The organism is Kitasatospora sp. NPDC028961 (assembly GCF_055564815.1).
Genome location: NZ_JBVHVO010000002.1, coordinates 225,272 through 241,446, shown reverse-complemented (window position 1 = coordinate 241,446; position 16,175 = coordinate 225,272). Strand labels below are relative to the sequence as shown.

General features: G+C 73.1%; 15 protein-coding genes. 10 read left to right on the top strand and 5 right to left on the bottom strand.

Features of this window, described 5'->3' with window-relative positions; all coding sequences use genetic code 11:
- The first annotated feature begins 107 nt into the window (after positions 1-107).
- Both ACZ4UX_RS05205 and ACZ4UX_RS05200 read left to right on the top strand, forming a co-directional pair.
- On the top strand, positions 108-1,031 hold the full coding sequence (locus ACZ4UX_RS05205) for a DUF4231 domain-containing protein (protein ID WP_329489183.1): 924 nt from the start codon (positions 108-110) through the stop codon (positions 1,029-1,031).
- A gap of 186 nt (positions 1,032-1,217) precedes the next feature.
- Positions 1,218-2,930, top strand: a complete 1,713-nt coding sequence (locus ACZ4UX_RS05200) for a hydrogenase maturation protein (RefSeq protein ID WP_465705650.1) — start codon at positions 1,218-1,220, stop codon at positions 2,928-2,930.
- Positions 2,931-3,047: 117 nt separating this feature from the next.
- Here ACZ4UX_RS05200 and ACZ4UX_RS05195 read toward each other — a convergent pair whose 3' ends face one another.
- Together ACZ4UX_RS05195 and ACZ4UX_RS05190 are read right to left on the bottom strand one after the other, a co-directional pair.
- The gene (locus ACZ4UX_RS05195; RefSeq protein ID WP_352291457.1) at positions 3,048-3,830 is read right to left on the bottom strand and encodes an MHYT domain-containing protein; all 783 of its coding nucleotides are present in this window, start codon (positions 3,828-3,830) and stop codon (positions 3,048-3,050) included.
- A gap of 351 nt (positions 3,831-4,181) precedes the next feature.
- Complete coding sequence (locus ACZ4UX_RS05190; protein ID WP_329489186.1) at positions 4,182-4,586, bottom strand: VOC family protein; 405 nt, start codon at positions 4,584-4,586, stop codon at positions 4,182-4,184.
- A 246-nt stretch (positions 4,587-4,832) separates the two neighbouring features.
- Here ACZ4UX_RS05190 and ACZ4UX_RS05185 point away from each other — a divergent pair, with 246 nt between their 5' ends.
- The 7 genes from ACZ4UX_RS05185 to ACZ4UX_RS05155 all read left to right on the top strand — a co-directional run bounded on the left by ACZ4UX_RS05185 (position 4,833) and on the right by ACZ4UX_RS05155 (position 11,991).
- Positions 4,833-5,555, top strand: coding sequence for a WXG100-like domain-containing protein (locus tag ACZ4UX_RS05185; RefSeq protein WP_329489187.1), 723 nt, complete (start codon positions 4,833-4,835; stop codon positions 5,553-5,555).
- Positions 5,552-6,541 carry a nucleic acid/nucleotide deaminase domain-containing protein gene (locus ACZ4UX_RS05180; RefSeq protein WP_465705649.1) on the top strand — a complete coding sequence of 330 codons (990 nt, stop codon included), beginning with the start codon at positions 5,552-5,554 and terminating at the stop codon, positions 6,539-6,541. The genes ACZ4UX_RS05185 and ACZ4UX_RS05180 overlap by 4 nt, the downstream gene beginning before the upstream one ends.
- Positions 6,542-6,577: 36 nt before the next feature.
- Positions 6,578-7,138: an SUKH-4 family immunity protein gene (locus tag ACZ4UX_RS05175; protein WP_329489189.1), complete on the top strand. Its 561-nt coding sequence runs from the start codon at positions 6,578-6,580 to the stop codon at positions 7,136-7,138.
- Between the two features lie 16 nt (positions 7,139-7,154).
- The gene (locus ACZ4UX_RS05170) at positions 7,155-7,991 is read left to right on the top strand and encodes a nucleic acid/nucleotide deaminase domain-containing protein (RefSeq protein ID WP_465705648.1); all 837 of its coding nucleotides are present in this window, start codon (positions 7,155-7,157) and stop codon (positions 7,989-7,991) included.
- A gap of 66 nt (positions 7,992-8,057) precedes the next feature.
- On the top strand, positions 8,058-9,878 hold the full coding sequence (locus ACZ4UX_RS05165; RefSeq protein ID WP_465705647.1) for a hypothetical protein: 1,821 nt from the start codon (positions 8,058-8,060) through the stop codon (positions 9,876-9,878).
- Between the two features lie 41 nt (positions 9,879-9,919).
- Complete coding sequence (locus ACZ4UX_RS05160) at positions 9,920-10,354, top strand: MarR family winged helix-turn-helix transcriptional regulator (RefSeq protein ID WP_329489192.1); 435 nt, start codon at positions 9,920-9,922, stop codon at positions 10,352-10,354.
- Between the two features lie 134 nt (positions 10,355-10,488).
- Positions 10,489-11,991, top strand: coding sequence for an MFS transporter (locus tag ACZ4UX_RS05155; RefSeq protein WP_465705646.1), 1,503 nt, complete (start codon positions 10,489-10,491; stop codon positions 11,989-11,991).
- 48 nt (positions 11,992-12,039) lie between these two features.
- Here the strand turns inward: ACZ4UX_RS05155 and ACZ4UX_RS05150 are convergent, their stop codons facing one another.
- The gene (locus ACZ4UX_RS05150) at positions 12,040-12,558 is read right to left on the bottom strand and encodes a GNAT family N-acetyltransferase (RefSeq protein WP_465705645.1); all 519 of its coding nucleotides are present in this window, start codon (positions 12,556-12,558) and stop codon (positions 12,040-12,042) included.
- A 45-nt stretch (positions 12,559-12,603) separates the two neighbouring features.
- Between ACZ4UX_RS05150 and thpR the strand changes: the two genes are divergently transcribed.
- Positions 12,604-13,191, top strand: coding sequence for an RNA 2',3'-cyclic phosphodiesterase (gene thpR / locus ACZ4UX_RS05145; protein WP_465705644.1), 588 nt, complete (start codon positions 12,604-12,606; stop codon positions 13,189-13,191).
- A 387-nt stretch (positions 13,192-13,578) separates the two neighbouring features.
- Here thpR and serC read toward each other — a convergent pair whose 3' ends face one another.
- Together serC and ACZ4UX_RS05135 are read right to left on the bottom strand one after the other, a co-directional pair.
- Positions 13,579-14,697: a phosphoserine transaminase gene (serC, locus tag ACZ4UX_RS05140; RefSeq protein ID WP_329489198.1), complete on the bottom strand. Its 1,119-nt coding sequence runs from the start codon at positions 14,695-14,697 to the stop codon at positions 13,579-13,581.
- A 133-nt stretch (positions 14,698-14,830) separates the two neighbouring features.
- The gene (locus tag ACZ4UX_RS05135; RefSeq protein WP_329489199.1) at positions 14,831-15,931 is read right to left on the bottom strand and encodes a citrate synthase 2; all 1,101 of its coding nucleotides are present in this window, start codon (positions 15,929-15,931) and stop codon (positions 14,831-14,833) included.
- Positions 15,932-16,175 lie beyond the last annotated feature (244 nt).

The following is a 16,175-nucleotide window of genomic DNA, read 5'->3' as shown; positions in this document are numbered from 1 at the left end:
ACGTGCGATCAATGACCGACCTGACGGACTTGCCAAAAATGGCACTGTGTAGGGCAGTTGGCGGTGGGCATACTGCCTGGACGGGAGACGGGGAGGGGGCTCTACCGATGGTGCAACAGGATCCGCCCGGGGGAGACGAGGCGAGGCTGCTGCCGGAGCTGTTCCGGACGGCGGACCAGGCCTCGCTGGACGGTCAGCGCGAGACACTGCGCTGGTACCGGGGGCTGATCGGGATGCTCGTGATCGCCGCGGTGGTCGGCTCGCTGCCGGGGCCCGAGCACCGGGGGGACAGCGACATCACGCCGCTCTTCTCGGTGGTGGCGTTCCTGGTGGCCGGCTACTTCTGGTCACGGCTGCGCCGCAGCAACCCGCAGGGGCGGTGGTACGAGGCCCGGGCGGCGGCCGAGTCGGTCAAGACGCTCGCCTGGAAGTACTCGATGCGGGCCCGGCCGTTCGACGGCGAGGCGGAGTCGGCGGAGGTGGACCGCGGCTACCTGCTCCAGATGGAGGACGTGCTGCACGCCTTCGAGGACCCGGAGATCGTGCCGCCGGACACCACCGTGGAGATCACCCCGGAGATGCGCCGGGTGCGCGCCGAGAGCCTGGTCGCGCGGCGGACGTTCTACCTGCGCACCCGGGTCGAGGGGCAGCGCACCTGGTACCGCTCGCGGGCCGAGGCGTGCGAGACGCAGGCGGTCTCCTGGGGGCTGGGGATCGCCGCCCTCATCATCATCGGGGCGGCGGCGGCGATCGCGCAGGCGGTCGGCGCGCTGCCGGTGCACGTCTTCGGGGCCAGCTCGGCGGCGGCCGCCGCGGTGATCGCCTGGACCCAGCTGAAGCAGCTGCGCCCGCTGGCTGCCGCGTACCAGCTGGCCGCGCGCGAGCTGGAGAACGTCGGGAACCAGCTCTCCGACCTCGATCTGAAGGCCCCGGACGCCGAGGCCCGCTGGGCCCGGCTGGCCGCCGAGGCGGAGGACGCCGTCTCGCGCGAGCACACCACCTGGCGGGCCCGGCGCGCCTTCCCCCGGTGAGCGGCCGACCCGGTGTGGAATCGGGAGGTCGTGAGGAGATCGGGCGAAATGTACGGGGTGCTGTCGGCACAGGTGTGCGAGGTGGGTGAGGGTCGGCGGGAGAAGCGCCGTCCGTAATCGTTACGTGTCCATGCCCTGGTTTCATCGCCTCCGCGCACGACGTCAGTCACTGCCCGGAGGCCCCCTTTGCGCGTTCTTCTGATCGCCACCGCGTTCAACAGCCTGACCCAGCGCGTCCACGCCGAACTCCGCGAGCGCGGTCACGAGGTGGCCGTACAGCTCGCGCTCGGCGACGAGCCGGTCCGGGCCGCCGTGGCCCGGACCGACCCCGAGCTGATCATCTGCCCGATGCTCACCAAGGCGATCCCGAGGGATGTCTGGTCGACCCGGACCGTCCTGATCGTGCACCCCGGCCCGAAGGGCGACCGGGGCCCCTCCTCGCTCGACTGGGCGATCACCGAGGGCGCCGAACGCTGGGGGGTGACCGTCCTCCAGGCGGTGGAGGAGATGGACGCCGGGGACATCTGGGCGTCCGTGGACTTCCCGGTGCGGGCCTGCGGCAAGAGCGAGCTGTACCGGGGCGAGGTCGCGGACGCCGCCGTGGAGGCGGTGCTGCTCGCGGTGAGCCGCTTCGAGGGCGGGCTGTTCACGCCCGAACCGCTCGACTACGACCGGCCGGACGTGGGCGGCCGGCTGCGGCCCTTCCTCAAGCAGGAGGCCCGCCGGATCGACTGGGAGGCCGACGACACCGCCACCGTGCTGCGCAAGCTGCGCGCGGGCGACTCGCAGCCGGGCGTGCTCGACGAGCTGTACGGGCGCGAGTACTTCCTGCACGGCGGCCACCCCGAGGACGAGCTGCGCGGCGCCCGGCCCGGCGCGGTGATCGCCCAGCGGGACGGTGCGATCTGCCGGGCCACCACGGACGGCGCGGTCTGGATCCCGCAGCTGCGCCCGCGGCGGACGCCCGGCGGGCCGGCCACCTTCAAGCTGCCGGCCGCGACGGTGCTCGCCGACCACCTCCACCGGGTCCGCGAGGTACCGGTCACCCCGGCCTCGGCGGCCGGCCGGGACACCTGGGCGGAGATCCGCTACCACGAGCGGGCGGACGTCGGTTTCCTCGAATTCTCCTTCGCCGGCGGGGCGATGAGCACCGAGCAGTGCCGCCGGCTGCTGGCCGCCTACCGGGAGGCGGCCGACCGGCCGACCTCGGTGCTGGTGCTCGGCGCGGCCCGGGACTTCTTCTCCAACGGCATCCACCTCAACGTGATCGAGGGGGCGTCGTTCCCGGCGCTGGAGTCCTGGGAGAACATCAACGCGATGGACGACCTGGTCGAGGCCGTGCTGACCACCACCGACAAGCTCACCGTCGCGGCGCTGGCCGGGAACGCGGCCGCCGGCGGCCTGATGCTGGCGATCGCCGCCGACGAGGTCTGGTGCCGCGAGTCGGCCGTGCTCAACCCGCACTACCGGCTGATGGGCCTCTACGGGTCCGAGTACTGGACGTACACGCTGCCCCGGCGGGTCGGCGCCGAGCAGGCGGAGCAGCTGACCACGCAGACGCTGCCGGTGGGCGCGGCCCGGGCCGAGCGGCTCGGCCTGGTGGACCGGACGGCGGGCGGTGGCGCGGCCGAGTTCCGGGGCTGGGTCGAGCGGGAGGCGGCCGCGCTGGCCGGCTCGCCGGAGCTGACCGGCCGGCTGGTGGAGAAGAAGCGCCGCCGGGCCGAGGACGAGGAGGCGCGGCCGCTGGCCGACCACCGGACGGAGGAGCTGCGGCGGATGCACCGCAACTTCTACCGGGAGGGCGAGCCCTACCACCGGCTGCGGCGCGACTTCGTGCACAAGGTCTGCCCGGTGGCGACGCCGGAGCACCTGACGGGACTGCTCGGCCGACCGGAGTAGCGGGCGGCCGCAGTGCGACCGGCCGGAGTGGGACCGGCCGGAACGAGGGCGGTCCGGACCGAGGACGGTCCGGTGGGGGCGTCGCGCCGGGGCCGGCGCCCCCACCGGACCGGGCGCTCAGCGCCCGCGGCCGGCCAGCGGGGCGGCCCGGCCGATCAGCACCGGCTGCGCGTTGAGGGTGCTCCGGCTCGGCGAGACCGCGAAGGCCAGCGAGCCGAAGAAGATGTAGCAGCCCAGCCCGACCACCAGCGGGAAGATGAACTGGAGCGCCATCACACCGCCCTGGGTGCCCTGTTCGGCGTCGAGCCGGACGGAGACCGCCGCCATCCCGGTGTAGTGCATGGCGCACACCGCGACGCCCATCACCGGGGCGGCGGCCAGGACGGCGACGGTGCCCTTGATGTTCAGCGCGGCCCAGAGCGCTGCCGTCGCCGCGAAGATCGCGATGGCGACCGAGAGCCCCACCGTGGTGTGGTCGTAGCCGAGGTGGCCCGGCAGGACCATCGCGGCCATGCCGAGGTAGTGCATCGCGGCCACCCCGAGGCCGGTGGTGAGACCGCCCGCGAGCAGCGCGGTGCGGGGGTGGCGGCTGTAGCCGACCGTGAAGATGCCGAGCCCGACCACCGCGATCGCGACGAGCAGGCTGAGCACGGTCAGGCCAGGGCGGTAGGTGATCTCGGCCCCGGTGACGGAGAAGCCGAGCATCGCGATGAAGTGCATCGACCAGATGCCCGCGCCGAGCGACGTCGACGCGAACAGCAGCCAGTACGTCCGGGTGCGGCCCGACGAGACCAGGGCCCATCGGGCGCTGCGCAGGGCGACGAAGGCGCCCAGACAGGCGACGAAGTACGAAACCGCCGGCGTCACCCAGCCGAGGTCGGCATGGTGGATCTCACCCACGAGGAACTCCTGGACGGATTGGGGGAGGACGGACGCCAGGATCGGGCGGGCTCGTCGGCCGGGAACGGCCGGTCATGGATGGCGGCAGTGCCGGGACGCGGCACGTGCGGCGTCGTGGTCCTGCCCGGGGGAAGCCTGGCGTGTGGTGCCCCTGACAACGGGGGACAGTAACCACTACCGGTGAGTCGCACAAGGTTCGATCATTTGGTGAAACCGCAGGTCAGAGCCGTCCTTCACGTGATCGGCAAGATCTCGCCACCAAGCCCTGACGCCGCCTGCGCACGCACACGGGCCCTGCGCATGTGCCGTCCGGGCCCGCTGCGGCGCCGGCGTCCGGCCGCCGGGGCTCGGTCACTCCAGGGGGGCTAGGCCGAACGGGTGGCCGGCCGGATCGATCAGCACCCTGAGCGTGCGGCCGTGCTGGAACTGCGGCTCGGTGGCCCCGAGCGCGAGTGCCCGGGCGGTGGCCTCCTCCAGGTCGTCGACGTAGAAGTCCAGGTGGAAGTGCTTGCTGCCGTCGGGTTCGGTCCACGGCTCCTGGCGGTACCCGGCGACCCGTCCGAACCCGAGCGGGCTGCCGCCCTCGGGGTTGTCCAGGATGGCGAAGCGCTCGTCCACGTGCCTGGTCTCCCACCCGAGCAGCTCACCGTAGAAGGCGGCCAGCGCGACCGGGTCGGCGCAGTCGATGGTGACCATGGCGAGGCGGGCGAAGCCGGTGTCGTTCTGCTCGGCCTGCTCAGCGGCGACGTCGGTCATTTCTGGTCGGCCCTTCTACTGAGGGGTGGTGCCGGGGCCCGCGTGGATCGGGCCCCAGAACCAGCATCGCACCGGGAGTCACGGAGGGCGCGGCCGGTGGTGCGGGGGGCTCGTGTCCGGCGCCGTGCGCCGTGGAGCCGGGTGGATCGCTACAGAATCAGGACGTTTCCGCCACTGTCGGTGGGATGCGGGATGTATAAACTTTCGACGATATCGAAGGATTGTTGTTAACCGGGGGGTTCTCCAATGGCGATCGAGCTGCCGAGCGAGGTAGCGACGCTCCTGGACTTCATCGGCATCCACTGGCCCTCGGTCAACGAGGACAAGGTCCGTGAATTCGGGGAGCACGTCAAGGAGTTCGCGAAGGGCCTCGAAGACCTGCACGCGGACTCGACGGCGACGGTCCATCAGCTCGGCGGGGCGTACGAGGGGGCGTCCTACGAGGCGCTCATCGCCAAGTGGGCGCTGATGTCCGACAAGCACTTCAACGAGGTCGTCCAGGCGGCCCACGTGGTGGCGAAGGCGCTGGACACCGCCGCCGACGTGATCGTGGCGATGAAGCTGGAGGCGCTCGGCGAGCTCATCGTGCTGGCCGCCTCCTTCGTCGCCGCCCAGGCCGCCGCGGTGGCGACCTTCGGCCTGGCGGAGGCCGGGGTGATCGCGATCCAGCAGGCCGGGCGCAAGCTGATGTCCTACCTGGCGCACCAGTTGGAGGACCACATCGTCTCCGAGGTGATCGAGGCGGCGATCACCCCGCTGGTGGAGATCGTCTCCGGGGCGGTGGCCGGGTTGGTGTTCGAGGCCGCCGAGGCCGCGCTGAGCGGCGGTGGCGGGTCGGGGGGCACCCAGTTCAAGATCAACCCTGACGCGGTGGAGGCGCACGCCAAGGCCCTGCACGAACAGGCCGAGAAGGTGGCCCAGCACGCGCAGGTCTTCAGCAGCCGGGTCGCGGGGGTGAGTTTCGCGTGACGGACCCGATCGTCAAGGCCCTGGAGAAGGGCGCCCAGAAGCTCGGCAAGGCGCTCGCCGACGACATGGGCAAGGCCGCCAAGAATATGTACAAGCAGGCCGGCGACAACCTGTCGAAGGCCGCCAAGCACCACAAGGTCAACGAATCCGGCAACGCCCACACCTTCGACGAGAAGAACAAGGACAAGGCCGCGCCGCCGCCGAAGGCGGGCAGCAGCGGCGGCGACGGGCCGAAGACGCCGCCCCGGAAGTACTACGTCCACGACGACGGCCGGGTCCAGGAGATCAAGGACGGCAAGTTCGTCGACGTCGACGGGAGCGACAAGTCCCTGAAGACCCTGCTGGACGGGGCTTCGGAGAAGGTCAAGGACCCCTCCCCGGACGATCTCAAGGACAAGTACCACGCGAAGAAGTACAAGAAGTCCGACAAGGACGAGGACGGGAAGCCCAAGAAGGACGAGAAGGTCCCGAGCAGCCGGATCGACACTCCGACCCCGCTCTCCCGGGCCGTCGAGGAGGCCCGCCGGGCCCAGGGCGACTACGGCGGCAAGAACTACGCGGCGCTCCGGTACAAGCACCCGGACGGCGACGAGATCATCCTGGTCGGCCGCAGCGGTGACCGGAGCCACTCCGAACGGTCCATCGGCAAACCGCTGCTCGGCGGCCGGGAGGACCACGTCTCCGAGTTGTACACCGAGCGGGCCCCCTGTCAGGCCAACGAGAACTGCGAGCGCTGGCTCGGCCGGCACTTCCAGCCCAAGAACCCCGACCTCGACGTGAACTACGGCGTGGAGTACGACAGCAAGGTCCCCACGAAGAACCGGGACTGGGGCCACCGGGCGTACCTGGACCAGCTCCACCAGGATCACACCGCGGGCCAGCATGGTGGCACGATGGGCACGAAGGACTTCGACGCGCAGGGGCAGCAGGACAAGGCGGCCCACGAGACGAAGCACGTGGCGAAGAAGGCGAAGCATGGACAGTAGGGCAGTTGGCGGGCGGACCGAGAGGACGGATGACCGGTGCTGGTAGGGATCGACTGGCCCCGGGTCGTCGCCGAGGCCGCGCCCGGCGACCTGTTGAGGTTCAAGCCCGACGAGGCGGCCCGGATCTGGCCGGACGGGGACGGCGCCCGCTTCGTGACGGAGATCGGGGTGCCGTTCTCCAACGGGCTGTTCCGGTTGCTGGAGGAGCTCGCGGACCGGCGGCCCGAGAACCCGGACTGGGCGTTCGCCCGGCCGCTGACCGATTCGCTGGTGGAGACCGAGCACGGCACGCTGCGCCAGTTGGGCGAGTTGTCCAGCGCGTTCGTGTTCGTCAACCTCGACGACGGGACGATCTGGGTCTGCGACCCGGACGCCGACGAGGAGTACCAGCTGATCCACCGTGACATCTCCTCGCTGGCGTACCTGGTGTACAAGATCGCCATCGAGCGGCCGCGGCCCGAGGAGCGGCCGACGCCGTACGACTGGGCCGATGCCGAGGAGTACATCCGGGAGGGCATGGGCCGCTGGGACGATCTGCCGTTCGGCAGCGAGGCGGAGTTCTGGAACTCCTTCCTCGACTTCTACCAGACGACGTGAGAGGGCCGGTGCGGACATGGACGACGAGCTGACGGCGGCGCTTACGGCGCACTTCGGGCCGCGGGGGCTGCGCAGCCTGTCGGTCGCGCCCGCCGGGCCGCTGCGCGACCCCGGCCTGCCGCTCCAGGTGGGGCCGTACTTCCGGGCCGCCGAGGAGTCCGACCCGCTGTCGCTGGGTGAGTACGCGGCCGGGGCCGGGCTGGAGGCCGGAGCGTCGGCCGCCCAGCTGCGGATCGGCACCGACGGCGGGGCCGAGCTGTTCTTCGCCCCGGACCGGTCCGTCCGCGCGCTGCTGCTGGGGTCCGAGCCCGCGGAGCTGCCGGTCGCCTCGACGGTGGAGGCGTTCGCGGCTGGGCTGCTGCTGCTGGACCGGTACCTGCCGGCGGTCGCCGCGTCCGACCGGCCGGAGGCGGCCTTCGCCGCCTACCGGGAGCTGCGCCAGGGGCTGCTGGCGGCCGACCAAGCCGCCTTCGAGGACCGCGAGGGCTGGTGGCCGCGGGTGCTGGACGACCTGCGGCGCCCGCTGAACGTCGACTCCTCGGCGGCCTTCGAGGTGGTCGACGAGCAGGGCGGGACGCGGATCGAGACGGCCATCGGCGGCCCCGGCCTGCTGCACCCCGAGGAGGTGCTCTGGCACCGCCTGCGGGCGGAGGGCGTGGAGGCCGAGCAGGTGGTGCGGGTCTACTGCGAGCTGGAGCCGTGCATGATGCCCGGGCACTACTGCGCGCGCTGGATGGCGGCCGAGTTCCCGCAGGCGGAGTTCACCCACGGCTTCGACTACGGGGAGACGGCCGAGTCGCGCGAGAGCGGGATCAAGGCACTGATGATCAGCCTGGCCGAGCGGCAGGGCTGAGCGGTCGGGCCGCGCGGGGAGGCCCGAGCGGTCGGGCCGCGGTGGAACCAGGAGAGGGAAGCGGGAATGGTGCGGGACGGGCGACGGATGCCGCCGCTGGGGGCGGGGCGCAGGGCGGCCGGACTGGCACTGCTCGGCTGGCTGGACGACATGCGGGCACCGCGGCTCTGCCGGGTGGCGGGGCCGCCCGGGGCCGGCAAGTCGCACCTGCTGGCCTGGCTGGTCCGCGGCTGCACGACGGACGAGGCGCCGGGCGAGCGGCGGATCCACGCCGTGCTGCCCGCCGCCGGGGCCACCCTCCGGGCGGCCGTCTGGTCGCTGGGCCACCAGCTCGACCTGGTGGCGCACGCCCCGGGCCCGCTGATCGAGGCGATCGCGGCGGACAACCGCCCGACCCTGATCTGCGTCCCCGAGCTGGACAAGGCCGACGACCCGGCCGGCCTGGTGACCGGGCTGCTCGACCCGCTGCTCCGGCTGCCCGGGGTGCGCCTGGTGGTCGAGGCGACGACCGGGGGCGCGGCGGCCGGGGCGTTCACCGCGGTGCCCGCGCCGGCGGTGCTGGAGCTCGGCGATCCGCAGTGGACGGACCGGGAGCGGTTCGCGCAGTGGGCGGCGGCCCGGGGCGGCGACGCGGGCGCGTACCCGCTGCCCGGCCCGGTCCTCGGGACGCCGGCCGCTCCGCCGGTGGTGCCGGCCGGTGCCGATCTGCGGTCCGCCGGTGAGGAGGCGCTGTCCGCGCTCTGGGCGGCGGCCGCGGCCGGTGGCGATCCCGGCCCGCTGACCGCCGATCCGCTGCTCTACGCGCTGGCCCGCCCCGTCCCGGTGACGGCGGCCGTCGAGCGGCGGGACGACGCGCTCGGCCGGGCCTGGCGCGCCGCCGGTCCGGCCGTGATCGAGGAGCCCGACCCGGCCGTCCGGGCCGCCGTGCTGCGGACCAGGCTGCTGGGCGCGGACACCGCCGCCGCGGCCGCCGCGGCCGTCCTCGCGCAGCTGCCCGCGCCGTGGTCCGGGCGCTGGGCGCGTTGGGAGGGCTCCGACCGGGACTGGCCGGGCCCGGCCGTCGCGGTCACCGCCGGGGTCGGGCCGTACCTGTCGCAGGTGCTGGTGGCCGATCCGACCGGCGCGGTGCGGACCTTCGACGTCGCCACCGGCCGCCGGGTCGGGGCCGTGGTGGTGCCGTCCCCGCGCCCGCTGCGGGGGCTGGCCGTGACGGCCGGCGGTTCCGTGGTGCTGCTCGACGCCTGGGGCCGGGCGGAGCTGGTGGTGCCGGCCGAACCGCGACCGGGGCTGGACGGGTACGGGCTGATGGCGGCGCTGGACGCGGTCCGCGCGGTGGCCGGCGGTCCGGGCGGCGGTCTGAGCGCGGTGGCCGCGATCGGCGGGCTGGCCGACTCCGCGCCCGCCTTCGGCGACGCGGCCGGCGCCGTGCACTGGTACCAGGACGGCGCGGTGGTGAGCGAGCGGCTGCACCACGGGCCGGTCACCGCGCTGGCCGGCGCCGCGCTCGGGGGTGGACCGCTGTCCGACCCGGAGATCCCGCTGCTGGTCAGCGGCGGTTTCGACGGCGCCGTCCGGCTCTGGGGCCCGCGCTCGGCGCCGATGCCCGAGCCGTCCGACCGGCGCGGCTGCCCGGTGACGGCGGTGGCCGCCGGGGCGACCGCGGCCGGCCCGGTGGTGGCCGCGGCCTGGTCCGACGGGCTGGTCCGGGTGCGCGACCTCGGCACCGGCGGGGTGCTGGACCTGCGGACGGGCTCCGAGGTCTGGTCGCTGGCGCTGGCCGGGACGCTGCTGGTGCTGGGCATGCCGGACGGCCTCGCCGCGGTGGACACCCGGCCCCGGCCGCACGGGGCCGCGGCCCCCGCCGTCGGGCTGCGGGCCGGCGCCTGAAGCAATTTTCATTAGCGAGAGTAATGACATAGACTAAGGACATGCCCGAGATGTCCGAGCAGGACCTCGCAGCCGTCAGTCAGCTGCGGTCGTCCACCATGCGCCTCTCCCGCCGCCTGCGTCACCAGCGGGTCGAGGAGTCGCTCAGCCCTACCGAGATGGGGGTGCTGGGCACCCTCGCACGCTGCGGGAAGGCCACGCCGGGTGAGCTCGCCCGGAAGGAGCACGTGCAGCCGCCCTCGATGACCAGGATCGTCGCGATGCTGGAGGAGAAGGGCCTGGTGCGGCGGGAGCCGCACCCGGAGGACCGCCGTCAGGTGGTCGTCAGCAGTACCGAACAGGCGGAGGTGATCCTCGCGGAGAGCCGCCGCCGGCGCAACGCCTGGCTCGCCGAACTCGCCGAGGGTCTCGACGAGGAGGAGTGGGCCGCCCTGCGGGCGGCCGCGCCGGTGCTCTACAAGCTCGCACACCTGTAAGACACGCTCGGGGCCCAGCCGTTCCGGTCAGCCGCCGGAGGACGAAGGAGAACCGCATCACCGCAGCACCGACCACCGAAACCAGGAGCGCGACGACCCCCTGCCGGGTCGTCGCGCCGCGAGGGGAGAGCACCGTGACACCGCCGGCCGCAGCCAGCGCCGCCATCCGCACCGACGAACCGACCACCGAACCCGCCGCGGCCACCGCCGCGGCCGCCGACGCCCAGGCACCCGCCCCGACGGGGCCGGCCGGCAACGGCGACGACGACCCCGACGAACGCACCGCGGCGGTCACCCCCGCCGCTCAGGAATCCCCGACCGGAGCCCGCTTCACCCGGCCCGGAGGGATGTTCTCCTCACTGCGCGTCCGCAACTACCGTTACTACTTCGCCGGCCAGGTGGTCTCCAACACCGGTACCTGGATGCAGCGGATCGCCCAGGACTGGCTGGTCCTCAGCCTCACCGGCAGCCCGCTCGCGGTCGGCATCACCACCGCCATGCAGTTCCTGCCGATGCTGCTGCTCGGCCTCTTCGGCGGCGTGCTCGCCGACCGGATGCCCAAGCGCCGGCTGCTGATCTACACCCAGGGCGCGATGGGCCTGCTCGCCGCGGGCCTGGCCGTGCTGACCGTCGGCGGCGTGGTGACGCCCTACTACGTGTACGCGTTCGCGCTGCTGCTCGGCCTCGTCACGGTGGTCGACAACCCGACCCGGCAGGCCTTCGTCTCCGAGATGGTCGGTCCCAAGGACCTCGCCAACGCGGTCAGCCTGAACGCCGCCAACTTCCAGACCGCCCGGCTGGTCGGCCCCGCCGTCGCGGGCCTGCTGATCGCCGCGGTCGGCAGTGGCTGGGCCTTCGCGGTGAACGCGCTCTCCTTCGCCGCCGTGATCGGCGGGCTGCTCGCCATGCGGTCGTCCGAACTGCGCCCCACCGCGCCGATCGCCCGCGAGAAAGGGCAGTTGAGGGAGGGGCTGCGGTACGTCAAGGAGCGGCCCGAGCTGCTCTGGCCGATGGTGCTGGCCGGCTTCATCGGCACCTTCGGGTTCAACTTCCCGACGTTGCTCTCCGGTTTCGCCCACGACACCTTCAAGGTCGGCGCCGGGCAGTACGGCCTGCTGAACACCGCGATGGCGGTCGGTTCGCTGGCCGGCGCGCTGCTCGCGGCCCGGCGTGGCGCGCCCCGGCTGCGCCGGCTGGTCGCCGCCGCGCTGGCCTTCGGCGCGCTGGAGGTGCTGGCCGCCTTCGCGCCCGACTACTGGTCGTTCGCGCTGCTGCTGACCCTGATCGGGGTCTTCGGGCTGAGCTTCAACACCTCGGTCAACTCGATGCTCCAGCTGGGCACCGACCCCGCGATGCGGGGCCGGGTGATGGGCCTGCTGGTCCTGGTGTTCACCGGCGGCACGCCGATCGGCGCGCCGATCGTCGGCTGGGTGACGGCCTCGTACGGGCCCCGGCTCGGGCTGCTGGCCTGCGGGGTGGTCTCGGCGCTGGCGGCCGGCACGGTCGGTCTGGTGCTGGCCCGCAGTGCGGACCTGAAGGTGCGGGTCGATCTGCATCCGGGGCGCGGCGGGCGGGTGGTGGCCTTCGTTCCGCGCACCGTCGCCCCGGCCAAGTCCGAGCTGGCACCGGCCTGCTGACGACTCGTCACCCCGGAGCACACCGCGTGGTGCGCCCCGGGCGCGGGGTCAGAGCCGGATCTCCAGGATCTGGCCCCGCCAGGGCCTGCCCTTGTACTCGGACTCGAAGGCCTCGGTCTCGGTGAAGCCGAGCGCCCGGTACTGCTCGACCAGACGGCGGTCCTCGCTCGCGAAGCAGTCCACCCGGAGCAGGCCGATACCGCGCCGGCGGGCCTCGTCGAGGGCGTCGGCGATCAGCGCGGCGCCGATGCCGGAGCCCTTCAGGGAGCGGTCGGTGACCAGGTTGCGGACGTACAGCTCGCGCTCGTCCACGGGGGTGGCGTAGGCGCTGGCCTGCTCGGACAGCACGCAGCAGCCGATGGTGCGGCCCTCGTCGTCCGTCGCGAGCCGGATCAGGAACGGCTCGGCGGTGTACCCGTCGATGCGGTCGATCAGGGCCGGGACGCTGCTCCAGGGCCGGTCGCCCCACTGGTCGGCGCGGCCCCGCGCGGCGAGCCAGGCCACCGCGCCGTCGAGCAGGGCGAGGATGTCGGCGGTGTCGGCGCGGCCGCCGGTACGGATCTTCATGAAAAAGGTTCTAACCCAAACCGGGCGGCGGGGGAAGATGAGCCCATGAGGCTCTTTGTGGCGGTGCTGCCGCCGGTCGAGGCGTTGCAGGGGCTCGCCGACGCGGTCGCTCCGGTGCGGGCCCTCCCGGGGGCGGACCGGCTGCGCTGGACGGCCGTCGAGGGCTGGCACCTGACCCTGGCCTTCCTCGGCGAGGTGCCGGTGGAGCGGCTGCCGGAGCTGGAGGCCGGGCTGGCGGCGGTGGCCGGGGTGCACGGGGTGCACCGGCTGCGGCTCGCGGGCGCCGGGCGGTTCGGCGACCGGGTGCTCTGGGCCGGGGTGGAGGGCCAGGCGTGGGCGCTGCGCCGGCTCGCCGAGGCCGTGTACGAGGCCACCGCGGAGGTGGCCGGTGAGGTCGACGCGTTCACCTTCCACCCGCATCTCACCCTCGCCCGGGCCGGCTCCTCCCGGGGGCACCGGCGGGCGGCGCAGCGGGGGGCGGTGGCCGAGCTGGAGGCGCTGGAGTCGGCGCTCGGCGGGTACCGCGGGCCGGAGTGGGAGGCCGCGGAGCTGCACCTGATGAAGAGCGAGCTCGACGGCGGCTTCACGCACTACGAGACGGTCGCCTCCTGGCCGCTGGCCCGCTGGAGCTGAGGCGGGCCCGGGGGCCGCTCAGAGCCGGGGCATCGCGGGAGCGGGGTCCCCGGGCGGGACGGCGCGCCGGTCGCCGTACGCGGCCCCCGGCTGATGTGGCCTTCCCGGCCTCCGACGGCGCACGGTGGATCACCGGACGCGGCCCGACGCCACCGGCGGAGCCACCCTCGGGGTCCGGCCGCCGACGGGTCGCGGGTACGCTCGATGACCGTGGATCCCAAGACTCGCATGCGTATCGTGACCGGCGCCCTGGTGCTGCTGCTGGTGGTCGTCCTGATCAGCTCGCTCGTCAACAGGTAGCGCGAACAAACGGAAGGGCCACCGCCCGCAGGCGGTGGCCCTCACGCGTGTGCCGGCCCGCTCAGGGCCGTGCGACCGTGCCGGTGCTCAGAGCTGCTCGACCACGTAGTCGATGCAGGCGGTGAGCGCCTCGACGTCCGCCGGCTCGATGGCCGGGAACATCGCGACGCGCAGCTGGTTGCGGCCGAGCTTGCGGTACGGCTCGGTGTCGACGATGCCGTTGGCACGCAGTGCCTTGGCGACGGCGGAGGCGTCCACCGCGTCGTCGAAGTCGATCGTGCCGACCACCTGGGAGCGCTCCGCCGGGTTCGCCACGAACGGGGTGGCGAACGACGACTTCTCGGCCCAGCCGTAAAGCCGGGAGGAGGAGTCGGCCGTCCGGGCGACCGCCCAGTCGAGGCCGCCGTTGCCGTTCAGCCAGTCCAGCTGGTCGGCCAGCAGGAACAGGGTGGAGATCGCCGGGGTGTTGTACGTCTGGTCCTTCGACGAGTTGTCGATGGCCGTCGGCAGGTCGAAGAACGGCGGGATGTAGCGGCCGGAGCCGGCGATCTCGGCGGCGCGCTCCAGGGCGGCCGGGGAGAACGTCGCCAGCCAGAGGCCGCCCTCGGCGGCGAAGGACTTCTGCGGCGCGAAGTAGTAGACATCGGTCTCGGTGATGTCGACCGGCAGGCCGCCGGCGCCAGAGGTGGCGTCCACCAGGACCAGCGAGCCCTCGTCCGCCCCGGCCGGGCGCCCGATCGGCATCGCGACACCGGTGGAGGTCTCGTTGTGGGTGAGCGCGTAGACGTCCACGCCCGCCTCGGCGACCGGCAGCGGGTGGGTGCCCGGGGCGGTCTTGATCACGGTCGGCTCGCCCAGCCAGGGCGCCGCCTTGACCGAGGAGGCGAACTTGGAGGAGAACTCGCCGAAGTCGAGGTGCTGGGACTTCTCCCGCACCAGGCCGAAGGCCGCGATGTCCCAGAAGGCGGTGGAGCCACCGTTGCCGAGAACCACCTCGTACCCCTCGGGGAGGGAGAAGAGGCTGCTCACGCCCTCGCGCACGCGCTTGACCAGGTTCTTCACCGGGGCCTGGCGGTGCGAGGTGCCGAGCAGGGAGGTCTCGGTGGCGGCGAGGGCACTCAGGGCCTCGGGGCGCACCTTGGACGGGCCGCAGCCGAAACGGCCGTCTGCGGGCTTGATGTCAGCGGGGATCTGGATCTGAGCCACGGGCGGCAGCCTACCGGCCGCGATTGCGGAGGTGTTACGGCAGTCCGCCCGCTGAGATGCGATCTTCACGGCTGCGAGCTGCGGAAACAGCGGGTCCGACGGAGCGTCGGACCCGCTGCTCACCAGCGGTTTCTCAGTGCGCGATGGCCTCGAAGCCCTCGATGTCGCGCGGGCTGCGCGGGGCGGGGCCGATGTAGCGCGCGGCGGGGCGGACGAGCCGGCCCGTGCGCTTCTGCTCCAGGATGTGCGCCGACCAGCCGGCGGTGCGCGCACAGGTGAACATCGAGGTGAACATGTGCGCCGGGACCTCGGCGAAGTCCAGCATGATGGCGGCCCAGAACTCGACGTTGGTGGCCAGCACGCGGTCGGGGCGGCGGTTGTGCAGCTCCTCCAGCGCGGCCTTCTCCAGCGCCTCGGCGACCTCGAAGCGCGGCGCGCCGAGCTCCTTGGCGGTGCGGCGCAGCACGCGGGCGCGCGGGTCCTCGGCGCGGTAGACGCGGTGGCCGAAGCCCATCAGGCGCTCGCCCTTGTCCAGCGCGTTCTTCACCCAGGCCTTGGCGTCGCCGGTGCGCTCGATCTCCTCGATCATGCCGAGCACCCGGGACGGCGCGCCGCCGTGCAGCGGGCCGGACATCGCGCCGACGGCGCCGGAGAGCGCGGCCGCGACGTCGGCGCCGGTGGAGGCGATGACGCGGGCGGTGAAGGTGGAGGCGTTCATCCCGTGCTCGGCGGCGGACGTCCAGTAGGCGTCGATGGCCTTGACGTGCTTCGGGTCCGGCTCGCCGCGCCAGCGGATCATGAAGCGCTCGACGACCGTCTCGGCCTTGTCGATCTCGCTCTGCGGGACCATCGGCAGGCCCTGGCCGCGGGCGGACTGCGCCACGTACGAGAGGGCCATCACGGCCGCCCGGGCGAGGTCGTCACGGGCCTGCTCGGCGGAGATGTCGAGCAGCGGCTTGAGGCCCCAGACCGGGGCGAGCATGGCGAGGGCGGACTGCACGTCCACCCGGATGTCGCCGGAGTGGACCGGGATCGGGAAGGGCTCGGCGGCCGGCAGGCCGGGGTTGAACTTGCCGTCCACCAGCAGGCCCCAGACGTGGCCGAAGGAGACGTGGCCGACCAGGTCGTCGATGTCGACTCCGCGGTACCGCAGGGCGCCGCCTTCACGGTCGGGTTCGGCGATCTCGCTCTCGAAAGCGACGACTCCCTCAAGCCCGGGTACGAAGTCGGACATGCGACGGCTCCTTCAGCTCTGTGATCGGCGGGCCGCCGTGGTGGGGCGGTACGCCAGTGACCGAATGGTGTTTGGCACTCGGTGCCAGCCTGACAGGCACGGGGTGCATTGCGCCATACACCACGGTGGTGATGTTTCCCGCAGGACCGCTCGACCTTCACCTGAGGGCCGGTCGCGCCCGGCGATTCTCCGGAATCAATCATCGGTTTCCGGACAATTGCCTGTAGCTCGGACGGCCGAGCGG